25 protein-coding genes and 2 tRNA genes are annotated in these 23,954 nt (G+C 44.2%); 22 read left to right on the forward strand and 5 right to left on the reverse strand.

The window, feature by feature from the left end; genetic code table 11:
* The first annotated feature begins 1 nt into the window (after nucleotide 1).
* From pheA to Q8K48_07515, 12 genes are all read left to right on the forward strand, one after another.
* Nucleotides 2-832 carry a prephenate dehydratase gene (gene pheA / locus Q8K48_07460; GenBank protein MDP1852234.1) on the forward strand — a complete coding sequence of 277 codons (831 nt, stop codon included), beginning with the start codon at nucleotides 2-4 and terminating at the stop codon, nucleotides 830-832.
* Nucleotides 829-2,088, forward strand: a complete 1,260-nt coding sequence (gene serS / locus Q8K48_07465) for a serine--tRNA ligase (protein ID MDP1852235.1) — start codon at nucleotides 829-831, stop codon at nucleotides 2,086-2,088. Before pheA ends, serS begins: the two co-directional genes overlap by 4 nt.
* Entirely contained in the window at nucleotides 2,085-2,897 is an 813-nt protein-coding gene (locus tag Q8K48_07470) for an HAD family hydrolase (GenBank protein MDP1852236.1), read from the forward strand. The genes serS and Q8K48_07470 overlap by 4 nt, the downstream gene beginning before the upstream one ends.
* A 48-nt stretch (nucleotides 2,898-2,945) precedes the next feature.
* Nucleotides 2,946-3,031, forward strand: a tRNA-Ser gene (locus Q8K48_07475).
* A gap of 121 nt (nucleotides 3,032-3,152) precedes the next feature.
* Nucleotides 3,153-3,956, forward strand: coding sequence for a hypothetical protein (locus tag Q8K48_07480; protein ID MDP1852237.1), 804 nt, complete (start codon nucleotides 3,153-3,155; stop codon nucleotides 3,954-3,956).
* Nucleotides 3,957-3,967: 11 nt separating this feature from the next.
* A complete protein-coding gene (locus Q8K48_07485; protein MDP1852238.1) occupies nucleotides 3,968-5,851 on the forward strand; it encodes a fumarate reductase/succinate dehydrogenase flavoprotein subunit in 1,884 nt (627 codons plus the stop codon).
* Nucleotides 5,851-6,612 (forward strand): succinate dehydrogenase/fumarate reductase iron-sulfur subunit, encoded by a 762-nt coding sequence (locus tag Q8K48_07490; GenBank protein MDP1852239.1) that lies wholly within the window; start codon nucleotides 5,851-5,853, stop codon nucleotides 6,610-6,612. The genes Q8K48_07485 and Q8K48_07490 overlap by 1 nt, the downstream gene beginning before the upstream one ends.
* Before the next feature lie 3 nt (nucleotides 6,613-6,615).
* A complete protein-coding gene (locus Q8K48_07495; GenBank protein MDP1852240.1) occupies nucleotides 6,616-6,969 on the forward strand; it encodes a phage holin family protein in 354 nt (117 codons plus the stop codon).
* Between the two features lie 20 nt (nucleotides 6,970-6,989).
* Nucleotides 6,990-7,319 carry a CrcB family protein gene (locus Q8K48_07500; GenBank protein ID MDP1852241.1) on the forward strand — a complete coding sequence of 110 codons (330 nt, stop codon included), beginning with the start codon at nucleotides 6,990-6,992 and terminating at the stop codon, nucleotides 7,317-7,319.
* The gene (locus Q8K48_07505; GenBank protein ID MDP1852242.1) at nucleotides 7,316-7,651 is read left to right on the forward strand and encodes a CrcB family protein; all 336 of its coding nucleotides are present in this window, start codon (nucleotides 7,316-7,318) and stop codon (nucleotides 7,649-7,651) included. Before Q8K48_07500 ends, Q8K48_07505 begins: the two co-directional genes overlap by 4 nt.
* Before the next feature lie 61 nt (nucleotides 7,652-7,712).
* Nucleotides 7,713-8,195 carry a sigma-70 family RNA polymerase sigma factor gene (locus tag Q8K48_07510; protein MDP1852243.1) on the forward strand — a complete coding sequence of 161 codons (483 nt, stop codon included), beginning with the start codon at nucleotides 7,713-7,715 and terminating at the stop codon, nucleotides 8,193-8,195.
* Nucleotide 8,196: 1 nt separating this feature from the next.
* Entirely contained in the window at nucleotides 8,197-9,399 is a 1,203-nt protein-coding gene (locus tag Q8K48_07515) for a hypothetical protein (GenBank protein ID MDP1852244.1), read from the forward strand.
* Between the two features lie 16 nt (nucleotides 9,400-9,415).
* On the opposite strand, the gene Q8K48_07520 is transcribed toward Q8K48_07515, so the two are convergent.
* Together Q8K48_07520 and Q8K48_07525 are read right to left on the reverse strand one after the other, a co-directional pair.
* Nucleotides 9,416-10,852 carry an aminopeptidase P family protein gene (locus Q8K48_07520; GenBank protein MDP1852245.1) on the reverse strand — a complete coding sequence of 479 codons (1,437 nt, stop codon included), beginning with the start codon at nucleotides 10,850-10,852 and terminating at the stop codon, nucleotides 9,416-9,418.
* Nucleotides 10,853-10,901: 49 nt separating this feature from the next.
* Complete coding sequence (locus Q8K48_07525; protein MDP1852246.1) at nucleotides 10,902-11,876, reverse strand: aldo/keto reductase; 975 nt, start codon at nucleotides 11,874-11,876, stop codon at nucleotides 10,902-10,904.
* Nucleotides 11,877-11,973: 97 nt separating this feature from the next.
* Here Q8K48_07525 and Q8K48_07530 point away from each other — a divergent pair, with 97 nt between their 5' ends.
* Nucleotides 11,974-12,609, forward strand: a complete 636-nt coding sequence (locus tag Q8K48_07530) for a nucleoside/nucleotide kinase family protein (GenBank protein MDP1852247.1) — start codon at nucleotides 11,974-11,976, stop codon at nucleotides 12,607-12,609.
* 24 nt (nucleotides 12,610-12,633) lie between these two features.
* Nucleotides 12,634-12,722: transfer RNA gene (locus tag Q8K48_07535), tRNA-Ser, on the forward strand.
* Nucleotides 12,723-12,771: 49 nt separating this feature from the next.
* On the opposite strand, the gene Q8K48_07540 is transcribed toward Q8K48_07535, so the two are convergent.
* A complete protein-coding gene (locus tag Q8K48_07540; GenBank protein MDP1852248.1) occupies nucleotides 12,772-13,314 on the reverse strand; it encodes an SMP-30/gluconolactonase/LRE family protein in 543 nt (180 codons plus the stop codon).
* Between the two features lie 187 nt (nucleotides 13,315-13,501).
* On the reverse strand, nucleotides 13,502-14,284 hold the full coding sequence (locus Q8K48_07545; GenBank protein MDP1852249.1) for an SDR family oxidoreductase: 783 nt from the start codon (nucleotides 14,282-14,284) through the stop codon (nucleotides 13,502-13,504).
* 64 nt (nucleotides 14,285-14,348) lie between these two features.
* Here Q8K48_07545 and Q8K48_07550 point away from each other — a divergent pair, with 64 nt between their 5' ends.
* The 6 genes from Q8K48_07550 to Q8K48_07575 all read left to right on the forward strand — a co-directional run bounded on the left by Q8K48_07550 (nucleotide 14,349) and on the right by Q8K48_07575 (nucleotide 21,029).
* Nucleotides 14,349-15,131 (forward strand): hypothetical protein, encoded by a 783-nt coding sequence (locus Q8K48_07550; GenBank protein ID MDP1852250.1) that lies wholly within the window; start codon nucleotides 14,349-14,351, stop codon nucleotides 15,129-15,131.
* Between the two features lie 304 nt (nucleotides 15,132-15,435).
* On the forward strand, nucleotides 15,436-16,431 hold the full coding sequence (locus Q8K48_07555) for an ABC transporter permease (GenBank protein MDP1852251.1): 996 nt from the start codon (nucleotides 15,436-15,438) through the stop codon (nucleotides 16,429-16,431).
* A 63-nt stretch (nucleotides 16,432-16,494) separates the two neighbouring features.
* A complete protein-coding gene (locus Q8K48_07560; GenBank protein ID MDP1852252.1) occupies nucleotides 16,495-17,475 on the forward strand; it encodes a sugar ABC transporter substrate-binding protein in 981 nt (326 codons plus the stop codon).
* A gap of 77 nt (nucleotides 17,476-17,552) precedes the next feature.
* A complete protein-coding gene (locus tag Q8K48_07565; protein MDP1852253.1) occupies nucleotides 17,553-19,073 on the forward strand; it encodes a sugar ABC transporter ATP-binding protein in 1,521 nt (506 codons plus the stop codon).
* 164 nt (nucleotides 19,074-19,237) lie between these two features.
* A complete protein-coding gene (locus Q8K48_07570) occupies nucleotides 19,238-19,504 on the forward strand; it encodes a hypothetical protein (GenBank protein MDP1852254.1) in 267 nt (88 codons plus the stop codon).
* A 280-nt stretch (nucleotides 19,505-19,784) separates the two neighbouring features.
* Nucleotides 19,785-21,029 (forward strand): alpha-hydroxy acid oxidase, encoded by a 1,245-nt coding sequence (locus tag Q8K48_07575; GenBank protein MDP1852255.1) that lies wholly within the window; start codon nucleotides 19,785-19,787, stop codon nucleotides 21,027-21,029.
* On the opposite strand, the gene Q8K48_07580 is transcribed toward Q8K48_07575, so the two are convergent.
* Nucleotides 21,019-21,717, reverse strand: coding sequence for a hypothetical protein (locus Q8K48_07580; GenBank protein MDP1852256.1), 699 nt, complete (start codon nucleotides 21,715-21,717; stop codon nucleotides 21,019-21,021). The genes Q8K48_07575 and Q8K48_07580 overlap by 11 nt on opposite strands.
* 60 nt (nucleotides 21,718-21,777) lie before the next feature.
* On the opposite strand from Q8K48_07580, the gene Q8K48_07585 reads away from it, so the two are divergent.
* Both Q8K48_07585 and Q8K48_07590 read left to right on the forward strand, forming a co-directional pair.
* A complete protein-coding gene (locus Q8K48_07585) occupies nucleotides 21,778-23,175 on the forward strand; it encodes an FAD-linked oxidase C-terminal domain-containing protein (GenBank protein ID MDP1852257.1) in 1,398 nt (465 codons plus the stop codon).
* A gap of 18 nt (nucleotides 23,176-23,193) precedes the next feature.
* Nucleotides 23,194-23,949, forward strand: a complete 756-nt coding sequence (locus Q8K48_07590; GenBank protein MDP1852258.1) for an acetoacetate decarboxylase family protein — start codon at nucleotides 23,194-23,196, stop codon at nucleotides 23,947-23,949.
* The last annotated feature ends 5 nt before the right edge of the window (nucleotides 23,950-23,954 follow it).

Consider the following 23,954-nt stretch of genomic DNA (forward strand, 5'->3'; position numbering starts at 1 on the left):
AGTGAGTACATATGCATATCTTGGCCCAAAGGGAACTTTCACCGAAGCGGCACTTAAAAAGATTACCTCTTCTAACGACTCGCTCATTCCTTATGCAAATGTCACAGCAGCGCTAGATGCCGTCCGAGTTGGTAAGGCTCATTTTGCTCTGGTACCCATTGAAAACTCCGTTGAGGGTGTGGTCGCTAGGACTCTTGACGAACTTGCTACAGGCACCCCACTAACAATTGTTGGTGAAGTTACCTTGCCCGTCTCCTTCGCTTTGATGGTTAAGAGAGATGTTTTTGACATACGTCGAATTGCAACCCATCCACATGCAGAAGCTCAGTGCCGAACATACATAGCAACTAATTATCCGGAAGCTGAATTAATAGCTACAGCCTCAACAGCGGCAGCGGCCGAAGCAATTGGACGTGGAGAGTTTGATGCGGCAATTGCTGCCCCAGTAGCCGCTGCGCACTATGGTCTGCGCGTAATCGCCGACAATATTGGTGACAATTTAGGGGCAGTTACTCGCTTCGTTCTTGTTTCAAAGCCAGGCGTGACTCCAAAAGCAACTGGCTTAGATCGCACATCACTGGCGGTATTTATCGGAATAGACCACGCCGGGGCGCTTCTAGATATCTTGACTGAATTTGCTAAACGGAATGTTAATCTAACTTTTATTCAAAGCCGGCCTACAGGTTTAGAGCTGGGACATTACCATTTCATTATCGATGCAGAGGGCCATATTGCAGACACTGCTGTAAAAGAGACGGTTGAAGCTTTGCGTGCGATATGTGAAGACATCCGCTTCCTTGGCTCTTACCCACGAGAAAAGGCTGGAAAATGATTGACCTCAAATTCTTGCGTGAGAATCCTGAAGTAGTACGAGCATCTCAACGAGGTCGTTTTGAGGATGAGAGCATTGTAGACAAAGCTTTGGCCAGTGATGAAAATCGTCGGAAAGCAATAAATGAGTTTGAAGCACTTCGTGCCGAGCAAAATACTTTGTCTAAATTAGTTGCTTCGGCAAAAGGTGATGAAAAAACCACGCTCCTTGAAAATTCAAAGGCACTGGCCCAGAAAGTTAAAGAAGCCGACACTAAGCGTACAGAACTTAAGGATGCAACTAAAAATCTCGTGATGCAGCTTTCTAATGTCTTAGATCCAGCTGCGCCAATAGGAAAAGAAGAGGATTTTGTAGTAATCGAACATGTTGGTGCTCCACGCACATTTGATTTCATCGCGAGAGATCATGTTGAACTCGGGAAACTTTTAGGTGCAATTGATACTGAACGCGGTGCGAAAGTAGCCGGTTCTCGCTCATATTATTTAACAGGTTCGGGTGCAATGCTTGAGTTTGCACTTGTTAACTTTGCAATTGCATCCGCGCTAAAAGCGGGTTTTACGCCCGTAATTCCACCCGTGTTGGTAAACCCACCAGCGATGGAAGGAACAGGATTTTTAGGTCAAGCGGCAGAAAATGTTTATCACTTAGAAAAAGATGATGTCTACCTTGTAGGTACGAGCGAAGTGCCTCTTGCGGCATTTCATATGGACGAAGTTCTCCCAGCTGAAAAACTGCCAATTCGTTACGCTGGCTATTCATCGTGTTTTCGACGCGAGGCTGGTACATATGGCAAAGACACTCGCGGAATTATTCGTGTTCACCAATTCGATAAAGTTGAAATGTTTTCATTCTGCCACCCAGATCAAGCCATAGAAGAACACAAACGTTTATTACAGTGGGAGAAAGACTTTCTAAATGCAATGGAGATTCCTTATCGTGTCATAGATGTCGCATCGGGGGATCTTGGATCAAGTGCCAACCGGAAATTCGATATAGAAGCGTGGATTCCAACTCAAAATGCCTATCGAGAGGTTACAAGCACTTCGAATTGCACTGAGTTTCAAGCCCGCCGCTTAAATATTCGTTACAGGGACGCTGATGGCACAAGGGCCGTTGCAACTTTAAATGGAACTTTAGTTGCAATCCCACGAATGATCGTTGCAATTTTAGAAAATCATCAAAATAGCGACGGAACAGTCAATATTCCTGCTGCACTGCGTCCATTTCTTAATAAAGATCGATTTGAGTTGGTGTGAGTAAACGCCCAAAACTTATTGCTACCGATTTAGATGGAACCATTGTTCAATACGATGGAACAATTTCAAGGCGTACGATCGAAGCCTTCTCGAAGGCTCACGCGATGGGAATTCATATTTACTTCGTTACGGGCCGCCCACCGCGTTGGATGGATGAAATTCGTGATGCTTTTGGATTCGGTGGTGCAATTTGTGGCAATGGCGCGATGCTATATGACCTTAAAACCAGTACCGTCACAGAAGAGTGGATGATTTCAAAAGAGTTACAGGTAGAAGTTGCCCAACGTCTTCGCATCGCGATCCCACCAATATCTTTTGCAATCGAGTCACATGATTATTATCACCGCGAGAAAATTTATGTTCCTCGGTGGGATATTGGTTTAGATAATGTTGGAGTTGAGCGAATCGAAGATGCAATTAAAGGCCCAGCCTTTAAAATGCTAGCCCGTTGCAGCGGTAGCGAACTTACATCTGATGAGATGTTAGAAATTGCACTTCCTCAACTCGAGGGTCTTGTTACGGTAACCCACTCAAATGCAAATGAGTCTTTACTTGAAATCTCAGCCTTAGGTATTTCTAAAGGGCAGACACTTGCAAAAGTCGCTGCGCGGCTAAATATTGATTCCAGTGATTGCATCTCATTCGGCGATAACCCCAATGATTTTTCAATGCTTCAATGGTGTGGACGATCGTATGCAATGGCCGATGGCCATCCTGACGGAGTTAAGTATTCAAGTGGTGTTGCTGGTCCTCATATGGAAGATGGTGTGGCGATAGTTATTGAAGAGCTTTTAAAACTACCTGCCTAAACTAGCGCCGATTTTTCGATAAGACCCAAGTCAGGTAACCTCTCCCACGGAGGGCTCGCATAGCGGCCGAGTGCACCGGTCTTGAAAACCGGCAAACGAAAGTTTCGTGGGTTCAAATCCCACGCCCTCCGCCAGTTTTTACCCATGTGGCTGAGTTCATAGCAACTAGGCGTAGATTTTTATAGCCGTTTTTTCTCGACAAGAGCACACTAGCCCCTAGTGATTTACCCAAATCAATGAGGCTGGGGGCTTGTAATGTCAGGTGTTTTTTCACCAAGTAGAGCGAAGATTAAAGAGCGCACTCTGCGTACCGATAAATGGTGGTTACAACCGGCCATAACCTTCGGAGTACTCTTCGCATTTGTTATCTATGCAACTCTTCGCGCATTTGAAAATAAATATTATTTTGCCGAACCTTTAATCTCACCATTCTATTCACCATGCTTATCTACATCATGCGAACCTGGAACCGCACTAGCAATCTTTGGTCAACCTTTTAATAATAAGTATTTTGGAATTGGGATATCACCAGCGCTATTTATTTTGATCTTCCCACTTGGTTTCCGCATGACATGTTACTACTACCGTAAAGCTTATTACCGAGCATTTTGGTTGTCACCACCTGCTTGTGCAGTGGCCGAGCCACATAAAAAGTACACAGGTGAAACACGTGCACCTCTCATCTTGCAGAACAGCCACCGCTGGTTTTTTTATGCAGGCTTGGTTTTCAATGTAATTTTAACGTGGGACACAATCTTGGCATTTAGAAATAGCGATAAAGAGTGGGGCCACATGAGTGTTGGAACGCTTGTGTTTCTATTTTCAACAACAATGTTGTGGCTCTATTCACTCTCATGCCACACATGTCGTCATACACTTGGCGGTCGCTTAAAGCACTTCTCAAAACACCCAGTGCGTTATAAGGCGTGGACTTTTGTTTCCGCGCTCAATCACAAGCACCAAAACTTTGCATGGGTCTCACTCTTCGGAGTAGCAAGTGCCGATATTTACGTCCGCGCGGTTGCATCTGGTGCAATCACTAACTTCTACTTCTTTTAAAGGAAATTAAAATGAGCGAATTAGAGCGTCACTCATACGACGTGCTTGTCATCGGTGCAGGTGGTGCTGGCTTACGTGCGGCAGTTGAAGCTCGCGAGGCAGGATTACGGGTTGCCATCATATGTAAATCCCTATTTGGCAAGGCTCACACAGTAATGGCTGAAGGCGGAGCTGCAGCATCAATGGGTAACGTCAACGACAACGACAATTGGATGGTTCACTTTCGCGACACCATGCGAGGAGGCAAATTCCTCAATCATTACCGTATGGCCGAGCTACATGCCAAAGAGGCGCCCGATCGCATCTGGGAGTTAGAAACATGGGGCGCGCTCTTTGATCGCACTAATGAGGGAAAGATTTCTCAACGCAACTTCGGCGGACATGAGTATCCACGTCTTGCACATGTCGGAGATCGCACAGGTTTAGAGCTCATCCGCACAATGCAACAGAAAATAGTTGCGTTACAACAAAAAGATGGCAAACAGTATGCTTCGATGGAGAGCAATATTAAAGTCTTTGCGGAGTTAACAATTACCGATATTTTAAAGGAGAACGGTAAGGTTTCAGGTGCTTATGGTTATTGGCGCGAAAGCGGTGCCGAAGTTTTATTTGAAGCACCAACTGTCATTATCGCAACAGGTGGAGTAGGAAAGACTTTTAAGATCACGTCAAACTCTTGGGAAGGCACAGGAGATGGCCACGCGTTGGCACTCAAAGCCGGTGCGAACTTGGTTGATATGGAGTTCTTACAGTTCCATCCAACAGGAATGGTTTGGCCACCATCGGTTCGAGGAATTTTAGTTACTGAATCGGTACGCGGCGAGGGTGGCGTCCTTACTAATACTGCTGGCGAGCGATTTATGTTTAATTACATTCCTGATGTATTCAAGGAGATTTATGCCGACAATGAGGCAGAAGCCGATCGTTGGTATGTTGATCAAGATAACAATCGCCGTCCACCTGAACTGTTGCCGCGCGATGAAGTTGCGCGCGCAATTAACAGCGAAGTAAAAGCAGGTCGCGGAACCGAACATGGCGGAGTCTTCTTAGATGTATCAAAACGTTTATCAGCTGAAGTAATTAAGAAGCGCTTGCCCTCAATGTGGCACCAGTTCTTTGAACTAGCCGGTGTTGATATTACGAAGGAGCCGATGGAGGTTGGCCCAACCTGTCACTATGTGATGGGCGGAGTAGAGGTAGATCCTGATACCGCCGCCGCAGTCGGAGTACCTGGATTATTTGCTGCGGGCGAAGTTGCCGGTGGAATGCATGGTTCAAATCGTTTAGGTGGAAACTCACTCACTGATCTCTTGGTATTTGGCCGACGAGCTGGAATCGGTGCTGCGCAATACTTTAAGAGCAACGGTAAGAATCCAGTGAGCGAAGCGGCGATTAAAACTGCCGCGACAAGGATTCAAGCACCATTTGATCGCGAGGGCGGTGAAAACTCTTACGCTCTCCACGCAGAGCTTCAGGAGGTTGCCCACAACTTAGTTGGGATTATTCGAACTGCTAGCGAATTGGAAGATGCAATTACTAAGATTGCAGATATTAGAAAGCGCAGCGCAAATGTCTCTGTGAGCGGGGGGCGTAAATTCAACCCAGGATTCCATTTAGCATTCGATTTAGACAACATGCTGTTAGTTGCTGAATCAACTGCAAAGTCTGCAATTCTGCGTGAAGAGTCACGAGGCGGACACACACGGGAGGATTTTCCTGGGATGAACAACAAGTGGCGTCAAATCAATCACATCTCATCATTTGATGGGGTACAAGTAAATGTTCGCGAACAAGCACTGCCTGCACTACCTAAAGAACTCTTCGACCTCTTTGATATTCATGAGTTGGAGAAGTACATGACACAAGAGGAAATTGCGAAAGGCGGTACCAATTAATGGCACGCATGCTTAAACTTCGTATCTGGCGCGGCGACTCAACTGATGGTGCGCTTCAAGATGTTCAAGTAGAAGTTAACGAAGGCGAAGTAGTTCTCGATGTAATTCACCGCGTTCAAGCAACTCAGATGGGTGACTTAGCTGTACGTTGGAACTGTAAAGCCGGCAAATGTGGTTCTTGTTCCATGGAGATAAATGGAAAGCCTCGATTAGCATGCATGACTCAAGTTGCAGCATATGGCGACGAAGAGACAATCACAGTTACGCCGCTTCGCGCATTTCCAGTAATTAAAGATCTGGTCACGGACGTGTCATTTAATTACAAGAAGGCAATGGAAATCCCGGCATACGCACACCCAGATGAGTTATCACCGGGGGAGGCGCGCATGGAGCAGATCGATGTTGAGCGAAGCCAAGAGTTTCGCAAATGCATCGAGTGTTTTTTATGCCAAGACACGTGCCACGTAATTCGTGACCACGAGGAGAATAAGAAATCCTTCGCTGGTCCACGATTCTTTATCCGTATCGCTGAGCTGGATATGCATCCTCTCGATATATTGCGAAACCGCAAGAAAACCGCACAGGAAGAGCACGGTTTAGGCATGTGCAACATAACCAAATGCTGCACCGAGGTCTGTCCTGAGCACATTCGTATTACTGACAACGCCATTATTCCCATGAAGGAGCGGGTTGTAGATATTAAGTATGATCCAGCTCGGTGGTTGGGCTCCAAAATTCGCAAGCGAGACGGTATCGTTTAATACATGAAATTATTAATCCGTTGGGGCGCATTGAGCGCGGCTTTTTGGGTGGCAACTGCATTGATTCCAGGCATCGATGTTAAAGGCGGTTTCACAACGTATCTATGGGTAGCTCTCCTTTTTGGACTACTCAATGCAACGCTTGGCTCTTTACTTAAACTTCTTACTCTTCCAGCAGTTATCTTAACGCTTGGACTTTTTCTCGTCGTTGTTAATGCCGCGATTCTAATGCTTGTAGCACGTTGGAGCGACAAGCTAGATGTCAATAACTTCTGGTCGGCACTCTTTGCCGCTTTCATAATCAGCATCATTACACGATTGATCTATGGAGTTACAAAGAAAGCTCTACCTCTCTGAAATCACTGGTTCTTGTTTCAATAGGTGGAGTCGCAGGGACATTAGTACGGTACGCGCTCGGTATAGCAATACCTGATACTCGTAACGGTACTCTGGCAGCAAATTTAATTGGGGTTGCACTTGCAAGTGCGCTCTTAGTTTTAATGGAGCGACGAGGCATTACTGAGCTTCGCCACCTTTTATTACCTGGATTTTGCGCAGGTCTTACAACTTTTTCTGCGGTAACGGCTCAATCCCTGGAACCGCGCGAAGGTGGAATGCTCTTCCTAGCGCATAACTTAATATTCTCATTGATGATTGTTGTAATCGTTCTTCCTTTAGCACGAAGAGTAATTCCAGCGCGAACATGAATACTTTTTATGTGATTCTCGGTGCTGCGATTGGCGCGCCAGCACGTTTTGTAATCGATCAATACATACGTAGATTTTCATCTCGGCCGTATGGGATATTTCTTGTTAATATTCTTGGTTCCTTCTTACTTGGCTTCACATTCAATAAAAGTGAACAAGTTTATGATTTCTTCGCGATTGGTTTTGCTGGAGCTTTCACAACATGGTCAACTTTCATGCTAGATATCTTTTTAGCGTATGAACTGCGCCGCTACAAAGAGGCGGTATTAAACCTTGTTTTATCCCTTGGTATTGGTCTTCTGGCCGCTTGGTACGGCCTTCAAATCGGCTAAAAAATCTTCAATGGAGATGCAAGAAAGACTCCACTCATGACATATAGCAATTGGAGGGCCAATGAGTACATTATTAGCTATGAATACTCAAACTCGATTTGAGCAGATATATGAGTCCCACGTGGGCTCCATATATAAGTACTTCACTCGCCGGAGTTCTATCTCGGATTGTGAGGATTTAACCTCCGAAGTCTTCACAATTGCATGGCGCAAGATTGCAGAGATTCCAACCGAGATGGAGCTTGCCTGGCTTTATAAGACTTCTTGGAATGTTCTTGCAAATAAGCGGCGTAAGTATGTTGAAATCCCGATCGAAGAACTAGACATAGAGGGCGATGATATCGCCGACGTAATCATTGAGGATGAGAATTTAAAGGATGCCTGGTTAAGACTCTCAATCCGAGATCGTGAGGTGTTACGACTAACCGCATGGGATGGTCTAGCACCAGATCAACTTGCCCTAGTTTTAAATATTTCAGTCAGTGGTGCGGGTGCTGCATTAAGTCGCGCCCGAAGAAAATTTGAAGAGGAGATGGTGAAATAATATGAGCGATAATTTTGAGAGGTTACAAAAGGCTGACCCTTCCCGCGAACTTGATCAATTAAGTAAAGCCCGCATCAAGGCGGCAATTAAGATTAAAAGAAATTCTTCACCCTCAATTCTGAAGTATGTAGCTGCGATTACTTTATTTGCAGTTAGTGGAACTATAGGTATTGGGATTGGCCGAGCAAGCGAGAATCAAAACTTTACCGTCATGAGCGCAGATGAAGGCGCCCCCACACGACAGGATGCAGGTATCGCTAGTTCAAAAGTGGACTCCATGTACTTTGGCTTCGGTCGGATTTTACTCCAAACCGATCCCCAACTAAAAGGCGATGCCGGCACCGCTAATGGTTATATTTTTGCAAACAGCTCCGTCAAGCGAGAAGTACTAGTTAAGGCGGTAGCAGAAATAATTGGGGCGACTGGGCCAGTATCTGAGCAGGAGCAATCACTGTTTATTGGTTCACAGGATGGATCTTCCCCTAATGCAACAGTAGATGCTGAATCACTTATTAATTTCTACGGTTATAACCCTAGTAAATCTCCCTGGGACTGCGTGAATTCGGCAGGTTCGTCTACAGGATCAGAGGGCACACCAGACATCAAGGTATGTGATTCAAAAGAATTTACGCTTCCCTCGCGCGAGTTTGCAATTCAAGAGCTAAAGCGTGTTGTAGAACTACTTGGAATTGACATCAATATTGATGGGGCGGTCATTGAAGAACAGGACAAAAGCCTAAATGTTTATATTAATTTAGTAATCGAAGGTTCGAAGATTTCAATGCAGAGATTGGGATTCAATCTTTCTTCCAAAGGTATTTATGGAATAAATGGGTTTGCTGCTCCAACAGAAAAAATCTCTGGATACGAAATAGTTTCGGCAAAAGATGCAGCAGAGCGAACTCTGGATGCGCGATGGAGCAACCTTGGGCCGATCTATATTTCAGGTAACGAAGTGGTGGCATATAGCGAACCTGCTTTGCCACGTACTGGAGGGTTGACTGGTTCTAGCATTGAAGGCAAACCAATGGTTGAGGCAATGATTGAAACTAAAATTGCCTCTTCAGCAACGTTAGAACTTGGAGTTTTTTATAACCAAGGACAAACACTAATTCTTCCGATGTGGGTGTTCACGGATAAAGAGGGCAGTAAATGGGGTGTACTAGCCATTGCAAGTAAGTATGTAAAATTCACTAATAGTTAGCGGGTTTTATTGCTCGTTACTTAAGGAGGGAAGCCATCCAGGCCTCGATCGCATCTGGATGGCGAGGTATGTTCTCGCTCAAATTGAGATAACCAGTCTCAGTAACAAGAACATCATCCTCGATCCGAATCCCGATCCCTCGGTACTCTGGGGGAAAGAGTTCGTCATCTGGTTGGATATAAAGGCCCGGCTCAACCGTTAAAACCATTCCCGCTTCCAACTTAGCTTCGGTGTATTGCTCTTTACGAGCTTGTGCGCAGTCGTGGACATCTAAGCCCAACATGTGGCTCACACCGTGCAGAGTCCAGCGCCTATGAAGTCCTACCTCTGGACGCATAGATTCTTCAGCGCTGATCGTTAAAATCCCCAAATCAACTAGACCTTGAGCTAACACCGTGTGGCACGCTTTATTGATTTCCAGGAAATCAACTCCTGCTCGGATTGCGGCGAAGCCTGCTTTCTGCGCTTCATACACCAACATATATAAAGAGCGTTGAGCAGGAGAAAACTTTCCATTAATCGGCATGGTTCGTGTGATATCTGCGGTGTAATACGAATCTAACTCGACACCCGCATCTAGTAATAACAGATCACCGGTTTTAACATCACCATCGTTTCGCGTCCAATGTAATACACATGCATGCGAACCCGCCGCCGAGATAGTGTCGTAACCAAGCTCATTTCCCTCAATCCGCGCCCGACCATAAAAGGCAGCTTCTACCACGCGCTCGCCGCGAGGTGTGACAACTGCAGCTGGTAGCGCTCGAATAACATCGCTGAATCCACGATGTGTCACATCAACAGATTTCTGTAGTTCATTTATCTCATATTCATCTTTAATTAATCGCGCGACAGATACAAAATTCTCAAGCTCGCTTCCGCGTGGATTTTTCTTAATTACTGAATCGACAAGATAATCAATGCCACTTAAAGCAACTGCGGGAGTGCCATCTTTTAAAAGTGTTTTAAGCTCATCAACTTTGCGAACCTCAATCCCAAAACGCGCTGATGCTTCATCAGTTGTGTAGCGTCGTCCTACCCATAATTCACCGAATTTGCGATCATTGTAAAACGCACTGGTATCTCGCGTTGATCGAGGTTGAATATACAAAATCGAATCATGAGCATCGCCAATTGGCTCCATCACTAAAACAGCATCTGATGTAACTTCTTCGCCCTGAACACCTGTGTAATAAACGAAGGCACTATGAGGACGGAAACGGTAATCAGTGTCATTACTGCGCACTTTAGAGTTTCCGCTTGGAATAATAATTCGTAACCCTACAAAAGCCTCAGAAAGTTTGATCCGACGCGCAAAACAGAAGGGAATAACCGCATCTTGGGTAATTCCATGTAGAGGCGATGGCGCCCAACCTGTAGTCATAAAATCGGCGTACACATCAGAGGGTGGCACATCGTAAACACGACGGTTTTCTGCAGTTTTATCTTCCATAGCTTTAGCCTACAAGAAGGTCAAGTGCTTGTGCAGAACGCTAGTTTTTTCAGGCTCGAAACTTAGGTAAATCCAGTAACTCACCTTCAAGGGGACCATCAGGCGGACAGCTTTGGTTAAGTTCGGCAATTTCATCGGCAGTCAACGCAATTGTGGTTCCAACTAATGAATCCAGAATTGATGCCGATGTTGAAGCGCCAGGAATTGGAATTGACGTTGGGAATTGAGCTAAATGCCAAGCGATAGTAATTGCATAAGGCGAGACTCCTCTTTGTTCGGCGATTGTGTTAAATACACCCATTTCTCCGGTAGCAATCTTTGAAAAACTATTCGTGCCTCCAAGAGGCGCCCAGGGCAAGTATGCAATTCCGTATTGAGTACAGATATCAATAACATCGGCCCAGAGTCGATAACGTGGGCTGAACTCATTTTGTACTGAGACGATTCCGCCTTGCTCTGGTGTTCCCCCAATTTCAATAGCACGGCGAAGCATTTCGGCGTTGACATTGCTGACTCCGATAGCCTCAACATAACCGTGCTCCTTCAAATTCAGAACATTTTCGATTTGCTCCTCATAAGAAATTGAAGGATCGGAGCGGTGGTGTTGCCACAAGGGAATCTTTGATAGACCCATTTTAGAAGCCGAAGCTTCAACAGCACGGTAGAGATAATGTTTTGAGGAGTTTCGGCCAGAAAGTCCGAACATGGTTCCATTTTCCTCGCGTGTAATTCCCGCCTTTGTCGCAAGGACTATTTTCGATTTTTGCTCTGGCGTACCACTCCAACTTCGAAAAGCTTTTCCCACGAGAATTTCATTGTGACCCATACTGTTCCAACTCGGCGCATAAATATCGGCCGTATCAAGAAGGGTAATTCCTGCGTCAAGGGCGGCGTGGATGACTGCGATTGCTTGATCTGGTTCGTTGATAAGATTTGGATTTCGTTTATTTGGAATCGATAAATGCATACAGCCCAGACCGATTGCCGAGACATGATAAGGGCCGAGTTTTCTCTGTGGGATCATCTGCTGACCCTACCAATTAAGATCCGTAGCAGAGGCAATTAATCCATCACTCAAGGTTTAAGAAGTGATAGCGTGGCGACAATAAGAGAGGCAAGAGATGACAATTCAAATTTGCTCACTTGAAGCCGCAGTCGAACGGGCAATCTCATTAACTCAAAGTACAGAACCTCGTGTGATCATTGGATTAGTGGGAAAGCCTGGCTGCGGCAAATCAACGCTCTCAAACCACCTGTTAAAAAAATTACCAAAAGAGACTACGGCCTTAGTTCCGATGGATGGATATCACTTAAGTAATTCTCAATTGGCCTTTCTTGGACGTGCAGAGAGAAAGGGAGCTCCAGATACATTTGACTCCAGCGGCTATTCAAATTTAATGCATCGGATTAAGACCACATTTAATGAGGATATTTACTTTCCAAGATACCACCGAGAAATTGAAGAAGCCATTGCTGCAGATGGGGTTGTCCACCCCCACACGTCACTTGTTATAACCGAAGGAAACTATCTACTTTTGAGGAGCGATGGTTGGTCTCAGGTCGCTGAGATGCTTACGGAGTCTTGGTTCATAGAGACCGACCACGACAAACGAATGTCGCGGCTTGTGTCAAGGCACATCAAGTTCGGCAAATCACCATCGGATGCACATGCTTGGGCAAACGGCACGGATGCGCGGAATGCCGAGTTAATAGAGACCACTCGAGCCAAGGCTGACGTCATTATTAATTTGGATTAACCGCTAAACTTTCGCTTGCAACTCGGAGACGTCGCATAGCCCGGTCGAGTGCGCCTCACTGCTAACGAGGTAAGGTTTAATCGCCTTCAGGAGTTCAAATCTCCTCGTCTCCGCAGATTAGTTTTAAAAGAGCAAAAGGAACGGTTCCCGCACCTGGGATTCCTACATCAACACAAAAAGATTTCCGTCTTCGCTTCCTATTTTTCGCCCATCTCCAAGATCAATTGATGCTGTAGTGATGTAAAGGGTTGTGGTGTCTTCACCAACAAAGCAACAGCTAGTAATTTGAGGTACAAGAAGTTGAATTTCATGGGTTTGAATGCCTGCTTCTGAAAATCTTCGCACATGCTGTCCACCAAAGAATGCGATCCAAACTCCACCTTCTCGATCGGCGCACATGCCATCTGGAATACCGAATGAGCCTGGAAATTCAATAAAGTTTTTAAAACCAATAATTGAAGAACTAGATGCATCAAAATCTGAAACTTGAACTGATTTTTTCCCAGAGTCAATGTAGTACATTTTGGATCCATCAGGATTCCAAGCTAGTCCATTTGAAACTGTGACATCATTACAAACCCTCGTAAATCCATGGGAATCAATTCGATACAGCGAACCAGTAGGTGAATTTCCATCACCCATAGTTCCGGCAAAAAGCACTCCGTTGGGATCGCATTTTGCATCATTCATACGGTTTCCAAGAATTCCAGGCTCAATAGAGAACTTTTTTCTAAATTCTTTCCATCTAGATCGACAAGATATAAGCCGTCATCTAAGGCAATCGCTAATTTATCGGTAGTAGTTGGTAAAACAGCTCTAGGCAGGACCTTCACCTAAAGTTGCTTGAATTTTTGCGGCAACTTCTAAACCTTTAATACTTTTTATCAAGCTCTTAATTCCCTTTCTCGTAACCAAGTCGTGAAAGTAAGCCACCATCTGCTTGAATTGTTGTGCCAGTTATGAAAGATGCTTCAGGAGACGCGCACCAAGTCAAAATTCTTGCGATCTCTTCCGGCTCTCCCACGTGACCGATAGATTTTCCATCAGTTGGGAAACCTAAACTGTTCAATAATTCTGCATCTCGCACCAAATCAGTAGTTGTCATTGGTGTTCTGATGGATCCAGGTGCCACACCAACCACCCGTATGGATTGTGGATTCAATTCAATAGCTAACTCTGAAGTCAGAGAATTCATTCCACCTTTTGATGCGGCATAGGCAGCATGATTCTTCATCGTTGAATAAGCATGAACAGATGAGACATTCACAATGCACCCGCCGCTATTATTTCTAAACAAAGGTAGAGAATGTTTGGAGGTTAGGAAAACTGCACGCAAATTAACATTAATAATTCTGTCCCAGTCGCTAACGCTGGTTTCCTCGATACCTACCCCATTGGTGGGCAACCCAGCCACATTAAACAAAGCGGCTAATTTTGAATTCTTAAACTCGGCGAAGACTTTTTCAATATCTTCTGGAACTTCTAAATCACACTTTCGGTAGAGGTTTTTGTTTTCCGAAAAAACCTTTGCATGTGATCCGACATTTTCACTTCTTTCTAAACCTAGAATCGTTGCTCCGTTATCACTGAGTAATTGTGCAGTTGCGAGCCCAATGCCTGAACCAGCCCCAGTGACAATACAGAATTGACCTTCCCAATAATTCTCCGAATTCACATCAGGTCTCTCTTTCCTGTTGAACTACTTCTAAGAACTAACAGACTACGCCATTAATGTATGCATGGTCGAATATATTCAAGGCTGGAAAACAGAAGTACTTAAAAATGATTCTTTAAAAGTATCTGTTATTCCAGAGTTGGGTGCAAAAATTGTGCAAATCAGAGACAAGCAAGCCAATTATGAATGGCTATGGGATTACCCAACGTGCCCCATAAGGGCGAGGCAACCAAATGATAATTACGACGAACATGACATCACGGGGTTTAATAAGTGCTTCCCAAACATCGGGATTAATACTTATCCAGGGGATCCCAATATAACTTATCCGGATTATGGAGAGTTATGGTCTCAAGCCTGGTCATGCCAGAAATCTGATAATTCAATTGTCACTACTACCACAGGCAAAGTTTTCTCGTACAAATTTCATCGAGAGATTACATTGAAGAATTGTTCCCTAGTATTTTCATACGTCATCGAGAATACGGGCCAAGAAAGTTTTAAAGGTTTTTGGTCTGATCATCCACTTTTTCACGCTGTCGAAGGAATGCAGATTCTATTAAGCGGTAATCCGCCAATAACCAAGGAGTTTAGTTTTGGCGGTCGAATAGGAAGCGATGGAGTTGATAGTTACTCAGGTCATTTAGACACATACACCTGGCCGAACACGGTGGGAGAGTCGGGGAGAAGCTATGACATGAGCCAGATAACTTTGGCTGAACCATTAACCGACAAGGTTGTTCTGGCTTCACCCAATGATGGTGAAATTACCCTGTTGAATCCGCACCAAAAGTGCGCGGTGCAATTTTCATTTGACCCTCAAGAAATACCATTTGTTGGAATTTAATTTAAAGGCATGGCCCTTTACAGGATAGAAAGGTCGATGGTTGGCGATCGAACCATCATCGGGTCCAACCGATAAATTAGATGAAACCGATCGGGTGAGTGACACCCCTATTTTTTCATCTGAAAGACCGGTCACTTTTAGTTTTACGCTCTACTTTGATGCTTTTCTATAACAAAAATTTATAATATTAAAATACTGCAAGAAACCCCTTGCTATTTACCTTGCTTAGTCTAAATTGTAAACCGTGTACAATTTACGAATTAAAAAAGGCCAGTCCAAAAACTCCGAAGGATTCTTTTATCGGTTGTTAGCAGTTCCTGAATTAGGCGTGATTGTCGCCCTGATTTCATGTGCAGCTATTTTCCAATCCTTTAATAGTGTTTTTCTTTCATCAGAGGTTATGGGATCAATTGTTCAAGCCGTCACTTTCGTTTCAATCATTGCTGTCGGTCAAGCCTTTCTTTTGATCAGTGGAGTTTTTGATTTATCCGTAGGTGCGGTGGCTGGATTAGTTGCTGTGTCTTCGGGCAAATTAATGACAAGTATGGGTTGGCCAGTATGGGCCGGAATTCTAGGTGGCCTTGCACTCGGTGCAGCAATCGGTGCTGTTAATGGATTCATGGTGACACGTGCCGGAGTTCCGGCCTTTATTCAAACCCTCGGAATGATGTTTGTAGCACAAGGCCTCATCCAAGTAGTTTCAAAAGGTTATCCGGTGTATCCACTCCCGGAAGTGATGACAACCATTGGCGAAAGCTCATTCTTTTTCACTCTTGGTTGGAATGCACTAATTTGGGTTGCAGTTTCGATTGTTGGCGATTTTGTAATTCGCAAAACTTCAATTGGGCGAAATCTTTACGTAATTGGTGGAAACCCAGAAGTAGCAAAAATAGTTGGTATCAATGTGCAGAAGTATCAAATGAACTGCTTTATTTTAGCTGGAACACTTTCAGCACTTTCAGGAATTCTTGTGATGGCAACTTTATCTGCCGGCGCTCCAAGTATCGGAGGTGGCTGGGAACTCACAGTGATCGCAGGAACTGTTGTGGGTGGCGTGAGTTTGTTCGGAGGAGTAGGAACAATCGCAGGTGCGATTATGGGTGTTCTTCTCATTCAGTGTGTCCAAAGTGGGCTAGTTACAAGTGGTTTAAGCCCAAATTTCCAATTAATCGCCGTTGGATCAATTTTAGTTTTAGCAGTCTTCTTAGATGTTTTCCGTAGAGGTTACAGAAACCGCATGCGCAATTCAGAAAAGGTCGAAATCCCAGTCTTTCCTCTCGAGAAAGGGGAAAGTAAGTAGTTTTTATTCGAGTCTAAGGGAAATAAACAAGTATCTACTTAATGAAAGGTTGAAAAGGTTAAAATGAAAAAGAAATTTATAATCGCAACAGTTGCGGCATTCGCACTAGCTGTTCCTGCAATTTTTGTTGGAACAAGTGCAAATGCAGCAGTTAGTTATAAGGGCCGTCCAAAGAGCATTTTGTTTGTTCAGCCAATGAAGGATCACCCAGTTCACAGACTTATGCAGGCAGGACTCCTTGCTGAATGTAAGAAGAAGGGCTTCTATTGCAAGGTTGTCGGAAATGCAAGTGCATCCAACTGGGATGATGTTGGCACATTGCCTCTCGTAGATGCAGAGCTTGCAACCAGAAAATGGGGCGGAGTTGCTGTTTATCCAGTAAGCCCAGTTCTGTTCAAGTACGCAGAGAAGCTAGCAAAGAAGGGCTACCCAATCATTGGATGGCACGCCATTCCGAAGGCAGGAACAACTTCTTATGTCGCATCCGTTGCTCAGCTAGTTCCTAATGCAGGATCTGGTCCAGCAGATGCAATTTGTAAGATTCACGGCAATGTTGGAACTGTTGCAATCACTGAGGGAAGCCTAAATGATGAAGAAAACACCAAGGCAGCAGCTTTCAAAGCACAGCTTGCTAAGGCATGCCCTGCAATGAAGACAACTGAAATTGGAATCGAGGGGTTTGATCCAACAAAGGCTGTAGCAATTGCAGTTGGAATCCTTTCATCTGACAAAGACATCGTGGCTGCTTATTCAACAACCGGTAACGGAGCTCAAACCTGGTCACAAGCAGCAGCACAAGCTAACCGTAAGGTGACAATCATCGGTATGGATTACATTCGCCAAAACCTAGACTTAATCCGGGATGGAAAAGTTTATGGCGTTGTAGCACAACCGTTGTATGAAGAAACAGCGATGATGGTTCAGCTCTATGCAAAATTGTTCAAGGGACAAAAGATTAAGTATTCAAATATCTTGCCCTCAACAATTGTTACAAAAGCCAACCTTGCCGCGTACTACAAGATTGTGGATGCAGCTGGACAGTAAGTAAATCTGATGCATTACTGCGGTGCGCCTCTTTGTGGGCGTGCCGCAGTAATCTCAAAACCAGAAAGCAGTCGATGATGGCCCTAAAAAGTGTTTTGAAGGTTATAGATCTAAGTAAGAGTTTCGGCAATGTCGATGCCTTGCGCAGGGTCAACTTCAATTTCTTTGAAGGCGAAATTCACGCTGTATTAGGGCAAAACGGTGCAGGCAAGAGCACCTTGATAAAGCTACTTACCGGTCTATATGAAACAAGTAGCGCATCCGGTACCTTGATCTTAAATGGCGCTGAAATTCAACTACACAGCGTTTCAGATGCTCGTCAAAAGGGCATTGGATATGTACCTCAAGAGATTGAAATAGTTGACACCTTAACCGTTGCCGAAAATATTTTTGCGGGAAACCTGCCTACAAATAACGGCGTTTTTTCACTTAAGCATATTTTAAAGCTCGCTCAGGAATTAGTTGAGAAGTTTGAACTCAATTTACCTGTAGCTGATGTGGCTTCAAGTTTGAGTACTGCGCAACGCCAGACGACAATGATTGCTCGCGCACTTGCTTCAAACCCGGCAATTTTACTTCTTGATGAACCCACTACTTCGCTATCCAAAGAAGATGCACAAACACTTGCAAAAACAATGGTGGGTTTGCGTGCCAAGAATGTGACAATGATCTACATTACACACAGAATTCCTGAAGTACTTAGTTTGTGTGATCGAGCCACAGTACTACGTGATGGTCAAGTCGCCTTAGAGCTTGCAAAAAGCGACTTCAGTACCGAAAAAATAATTAGCTCTATGATTGGTAAAAGTCTAAACAAAGACAACACCGAGAGTTACAAAGTCATATCTGGGAAAAATATTTTGACGTTGGAAAATATTCACGTTCCTCGAAGAGGTCCACAAAGCGTCTCGTTAGATGATGTGAATTTAACAGTTAGAGAAGGTGAAATTCTTGGCCTTGGAGGGTTAGTGGGCTCAGGAAGAACCGAAGTACTAGATTTAATTTCAGGACGAACACCCTTAGCCTCTGGAAAAATTACCCTGAATGGTGAAGTTATGGTAGGAGCTAACCCACAGAAGATGCGTGATAAGGGAATAGTTTATTTAACCGAAGATCGCAAAAGAGAGGGTTTGCTTTTTAATTTAAACTTAATCAAGAACACCACTGCTGGTTCCTTAAACTTGTTTTCGAAATTTGGGTTACTAAACGAGGGCAAAGAGTCAGAGATTGCAGTTGCTGCGATGAAGTCGTTAACTGTAAAAACTAATAGTTACGCGGCAGAACCATCTCACTTAAGTGGTGGCAACCAGCAAAAAGTATTACTCGCACGAGCGCTCATCAGTAAGCCAAAGATTTTGTTATTGGATGAACCGACTAAAGGTGTTGATGTGGGCGCTCGACACGAAATTTATGAGGTCATCCGAAGAGTTCAAGCATCTGGAACTAGCGTAATTGTCGTTGCCTCCGATCTAGACGAACTTTTGTCATTAGCAAATCGAGTAGTTGTAATGGCAGGCGGCAAGTCGGTGGATGAATTTGAAAGAGCCGATGGAGACGAAGCAAGAATTCTGAAATTTGGCACAGGAGTTCTGAGCTAGTACCTGCCAAAATAAGGCTACAGGCAACAACAGAATTCAAGGTAAGGGTTGTCCTGTTTGTGCGAATAGAGTGATAGTGATTGGGTTCAATGATTTGGCAACTTCTAATCCAGACCTTGCATCTCAAATGGTAAACGGAAGCCCTACAAAGGTCTCAGCAAATAGTGGGAAAAGCTTTAAATGGAAATGCTAAAAGAGCCATACATGGAGCGCTGTTGTTGCGAACTGCTCAACGGGCACGGGTTGCCCATCCTGTGCTGTATGCATGGAAGCGGTCGATCCTCAAAGCACTAAAAGACAGTGGTGCGGAATTAGACAACACTTTAATCACAGGAAAACTTGATGGATATTCAGAAGCTTGGGTCCAAAGCCCATATCCTGTAAAGAAGCTAAAAGATTTAATGGAACTAGTTAGAGCAAGCGAAGAGTGAGTTAAAATTGCCCATATTTTGCCCAAGAATTAGCTTTAGTTGCAGGTATTTGAACCAATTAATTGCACTGTAAACTGGTTGAATAAGCGTAGATGAGAGATAAGACAGCCATGCAGTCCTCACTGCTAACGAGGTAAGATTTAATCGCCTTCAGGAGTTCAAATCTCCACATCTCCGCTCTGAATGTACGTCAAATTAGTTATGTATAAGCCTTCCCATAGGGTTTTGTGCAGTTAGTAGGAGGCCAGACCGCTAAAGAATGAAGGGAAAGCCAAATTTAATGATTAAGAGCAAACGAAATTTCCCTGATTTTATGTATTTCTATTCACTAATTGACTGGAAGATGCTTGCGATATCACCCAGAAAAAGAGCGACTAACAAAGCTCAAACTGTGGCAGATATGGCGACTGCTGCAAAAAAGCGAGTGCCAAAAGTCGTTTTTGATTATGTTGAGGGTTCTGCTTTAGATGAGATCGGCTATGCACGTTCAGCCGCGGCATATTCAAGAGTGGAATTTAATTGCAAGATTATGCGAGATGTTACGACAGTTGATTCTTCAGAAGCAATATTTGGTAAGAAAGTGGACTTACCAATTATCTTTGCTCCAACTGGATACACCCGTTTAATGCACCATGTTGGCGAACCAGCTGTAGCAGCTGCTGCAGCAAATAATAATTTAATTTATACACTTTCAACCATGGGCACTACATCGCCGGCAGAGTTAGCTGCTGCGGTGCCGCAAGTTCATCGGTGGTTCCAGCTTTATGTAATGCAAAATCGCGAAGATAGTTTGGCGGTTATTAAACAAGCACGCGAAAATGGTTTCCAGGCATTGGTTTTAACGGTGGACACCCCAGTGAGCGGCCTCCGGCTTCGTGATCTTCGTAATGGATTAACAATTCCACCGAGAATTAGGCTTACAACTGTATTTTCTATTGCGCGCAAACCCATTTGGTGGCTCAATCTCTTTACAACCAAGAAATTGGAGTTTGCTGCCTTCAGAGGATGGGACAAGTCTTTAGTTGAGTTGGCCGCAACTATCTTTTCACCAAACATTACTTTTTCTGATGTTGAATGGCTTCGCAAAGAATGGGAGGGACCAATAATTGTCAAAGGTGTGCAGAGTGTTGCTGATGCGCTTGAGCTGACCAAACTAGGTGTCGATGGAATTGTCCTTTCAAATCACGGCGGTCGTCAGTTAGATCGTGGCCCAGTACCTTTGGAAATTCTGCCCGAGGTTATTAAAGCCGTAGGAAAGAAAGTGGATGTATTTATAGATGGCAGCATCATGTCGGGCCAGGATGCCTATGCCGCGATTGCACTTGGAGCAAAAGCAGTTTTTGTGGGGCGCGCCTATCTTTATGGAGTAATGGCCGATGGCGAACGAGGCGTTGAGAAAGTCATCGAGATTTTGCGTCGCGATTTTGTAAATACCATGGCACTGACTGGAAACCGAACCCTAAAAGAGGTTCGCGAATCAGGGGCAGTCCTCCCAGGTGCGGTGTTTCAAACTCCTATTCAATAGGGTTTCTATTTAAACTCGTTGAAAGCTTGTCAAGCAGCGTAAAGGAAATTGCAATCGCCTGGCCGACAAATAGCATTACTAAAACTGTTCCCAATCCAACTTTTCCACCTAATAGGTATCCACCTAAAAGCGCGAAACACTCAATTACGAATCGAATTTTCCATATTCGAACCCCAGTTCTATCCAATAAGCCAATCATCCACCCATCTCGAGGTCCAGAACCCAGACCACACGAAATATAGAGCGCAGTCCCGAAACCAACCATTGAGATTCCGCAGACGACCATTAGTAATGAAAGTTCGAAGTTATTTTGTGGTGAAATTATTGTGACACCTAATTGAAGGGAGGCTGCAAAGAAGACGGTATTAGCAATGGTGCCAAAACCTGGAGTGACTTTTAGAGGAAACCAAATCAAAAGCACAAAGCAACTAACAATAAAAAATGCCCATCCAAGTGATATTCCAGCTTGAAGTGAAATACCTTGCGCCAAAACTGTCCATGGCGGATTACCTAAATTAGATTGAACTGATAAGGAACCGCCAATTCCCATCATAAATAGACCACTGATGAGGATTAGAAATGTTTTAGGTTGGACAGTCCAGTACGTTGGCGCGCACCAAGTAGTTTTAGGCACCGCACGTGCGGGCGTGAAGAATTTAATCGCACGCGATAGAGGTGGTGTTCCCATGTGTCCAATCTATTTTCAGAAATTTGTTGCGTTGTATCTCAATGGGTTTATACTTCCAGAATGTTAACTGTAAACCGAATAGATCTCAATCCCCAGCACATATCGGATTTGAAAGCGATATTCGGTGCACGTTTCACTACAACTGAATCTGTTCTAGTTCAACACAGTCGGGACGAATCTGCTTTTCCACCTGTGTTGCCTTCCGCAGTAATTTATCCTCATAACACGGAAGAGGTTTCAAAAGTTTTGGCTTATTGCAATCGTAATTTAATTCCAGTCGTTGCATTTGGGGCAGGATCATCATTGGAAGGGCATGTTTTGCCACTTAAAGGTGGCATCAGTTTAGACATGACTGAGATGAATAAAATAATTGAAATTTCACCAGAGGATCTAACTGTACGAGTTGAAGCCGGATTAGCTCGAGTGGCACTAAATAATCGACTTGCTGACGTTGGACTATTTTTTTCAGTGGACCCCGGAGCAGATGCAACTATCGGTGGCATGGCTTCTACGGGAGCTGCAGGTACAACAACAGTTAAATACGGATCAATGCGTGAAAATGTTTTAGCACTTACCGCAGTATTAGCAGATGGCACAGTAATAAAAACTGGCAGACCAACTAGAAAGTTGTCTGCAGGGTATGACCTAACACGTCTATTAATCGGTTCTGAAGGAACTTTGGCTGTAATAACTGAGATCACTTTAAGAGTTTTTGGAGTACCAGAGAAAATGTCCGCCGCAATTGTGCGCTTTGAAACTCTAGCCGACGGAGTTGCTGCAGCCGCCGCAATTGTGCAGATGGGTACAAATATTGCACGGTGCGAGTTTCTCGATGCAGTCAGTATAAGAAATGCCAATAAACACAGTGGCTTAACATTGCCTGAGCAACCAACTCTGTTATTCGAATTTCATGGCAGTCCAACAAACGTGGAGTCTGATGCTCAAAGCGTTGCTGAAATAGTTGCTGAATTCGGCGGATCAAACTTTGAATGGACTAGTGATGAAAGTGCCCGCCGAAAACTTTGGCAGGCTCGCCATGATGCATATTGGTCAAATGTGCACATTTATCCTGGGAAAAGAATCGTAAGCACTGATATGGCAGTCCCCCTTTCCGCACTTGCTAAAGCAGTTGAGGCTTGTAACGAGATATTGAGCACCCACGACTTTCCATTCAGCATCTTCGGGCACGTTGCAGATGGAAATTTTCATTGCATGATTATCACGGATCCATCAAATCCAAATGAACTAACCGAAATCCGGGAGATTACTCATGCGATGGCGTCAAAGATTATTGAAATGAACGGCACTTGTACCGGCGAGCATGGAATTGGAATGGGGAAAATTGAATCCTTAGTTGAAGAGACCGGCAAGAATGCCGTTGCACTAATGAGGACTATAAAAGACGCGATGGATCCACATGGAATTTTGAACCCAGGTAAAGTATTGGCGCACAAATAACCGTTAGGAATCAAGAAAATGGATCAAAATGTTGCAGGAATATGGTCTACACCAAAGCTTGCACCAATGTACCCCCCATTTCCTATTCGCTATAAAAACGTATCAATTTTGAGTACGGTATATCGAACAGATCCACGAGCAATCGAGAAACATATCGATGCACCAGTTTTTCGCAATGGCGAGTTTGTAATGATTCACAATTATTTCATGCCAGATGTCGAAGGCATGGGCGTGGTTGAAGAGACTAATGTGATGGTGGGTGTGAAAGTAAACTCCGGAGGAGTAGATCATTTCGGTGGATTTAGTACCAACCTACTGATTAGCTCTGAAGTTGGTTTGACTCAGGGACGAGAGATTCACGGGCAGCCCAAAAAAATGGGCAACACTAAAATAGAAACTGTAAATAATAAAATTGTGGCAGAAGTTTTCCGAGGGCAAGATCTAATCTCCAGAGCTGTCATGCCAGTTAGCAATGAGGTTGCTCAAATAGGCGAACTCGAAAAATATTTTCCATTTCGAGAAAATATTAACCATAAGATAATAAGAAACATAGATGGTACCCAAGGAATCAATCAGATTACATCTAGAATTTTGTCAGACGTAGTAGTCAAGGAGTGTTGGCGCGGTCCTTCGCAATTAACTATTAAATTTAATGAAAGTGCGCCATTTCACTTATTGCCGGTACTAGAGACTATAGAATCTTTTTATTGGAGAGCGGATTTTGCACTTGTGCCAGGAACTATTTTATACGACTACCTGAAAGCAGGACTATAAATGGA

It is taken from the genome of Candidatus Planktophila sp. (genome assembly GCA_030681675.1).
In the GTDB taxonomy this organism is placed as follows: Bacteria; Actinomycetota; Actinomycetes; order Nanopelagicales; family Nanopelagicaceae; genus Planktophila.

What these genes read in the sequence shown, in the direction of transcription:
- serS (MDP1852235.1), top strand. Translation starts at nt 829, where the DNA reads ATGATTGACCTCAAATTCTTGCGTGAGAATCCTGAAGTAGTACGAGCA.
- Q8K48_07480 (MDP1852237.1), top strand. Translation starts at nt 3,153, where the DNA reads ATGTCAGGTGTTTTTTCACCAAGTAGAGCGAAGATTAAAGAGCGCACT.
- Q8K48_07485 (MDP1852238.1), top strand. Translation starts at nt 3,968, where the DNA reads ATGAGCGAATTAGAGCGTCACTCATACGACGTGCTTGTCATCGGTGCA.
- Q8K48_07490 (MDP1852239.1), top strand. Translation starts at nt 5,851, where the DNA reads ATGGCACGCATGCTTAAACTTCGTATCTGGCGCGGCGACTCAACTGAT.
- Q8K48_07495 (MDP1852240.1), top strand. Translation starts at nt 6,616, where the DNA reads ATGAAATTATTAATCCGTTGGGGCGCATTGAGCGCGGCTTTTTGGGTG.
- Q8K48_07505 (MDP1852242.1), top strand. Translation starts at nt 7,316, where the DNA reads ATGAATACTTTTTATGTGATTCTCGGTGCTGCGATTGGCGCGCCAGCA.
- Q8K48_07510 (MDP1852243.1), top strand. Translation starts at nt 7,713, where the DNA reads ATGAGTACATTATTAGCTATGAATACTCAAACTCGATTTGAGCAGATA.
- Q8K48_07515 (MDP1852244.1), top strand. Translation starts at nt 8,197, where the DNA reads ATGAGCGATAATTTTGAGAGGTTACAAAAGGCTGACCCTTCCCGCGAA.
- Q8K48_07520 (MDP1852245.1), bottom strand. Translation starts at nt 10,852, where the DNA reads ATGGAAGATAAAACTGCAGAAAACCGTCGTGTTTACGATGTGCCACCC.
- Q8K48_07525 (MDP1852246.1), bottom strand. Translation starts at nt 11,876, where the DNA reads ATGATCCCACAGAGAAAACTCGGCCCTTATCATGTCTCGGCAATCGGT.
- Q8K48_07530 (MDP1852247.1), top strand. Translation starts at nt 11,974, where the DNA reads ATGACAATTCAAATTTGCTCACTTGAAGCCGCAGTCGAACGGGCAATC.
- Q8K48_07550 (MDP1852250.1), top strand. Translation starts at nt 14,349, where the DNA reads ATGGTCGAATATATTCAAGGCTGGAAAACAGAAGTACTTAAAAATGAT.
- Q8K48_07560 (MDP1852252.1), top strand. Translation starts at nt 16,495, where the DNA reads ATGAAAAAGAAATTTATAATCGCAACAGTTGCGGCATTCGCACTAGCT.
- Q8K48_07565 (MDP1852253.1), top strand. Translation starts at nt 17,553, where the DNA reads ATGGCCCTAAAAAGTGTTTTGAAGGTTATAGATCTAAGTAAGAGTTTC.
- Q8K48_07575 (MDP1852255.1), top strand. Translation starts at nt 19,785, where the DNA reads ATGATTAAGAGCAAACGAAATTTCCCTGATTTTATGTATTTCTATTCA.
- Q8K48_07580 (MDP1852256.1), bottom strand. Translation starts at nt 21,717, where the DNA reads ATGGGAACACCACCTCTATCGCGTGCGATTAAATTCTTCACGCCCGCA.
- Q8K48_07585 (MDP1852257.1), top strand. Translation starts at nt 21,778, where the DNA reads ATGTTAACTGTAAACCGAATAGATCTCAATCCCCAGCACATATCGGAT.
- Q8K48_07590 (MDP1852258.1), top strand. Translation starts at nt 23,194, where the DNA reads ATGGATCAAAATGTTGCAGGAATATGGTCTACACCAAAGCTTGCACCA.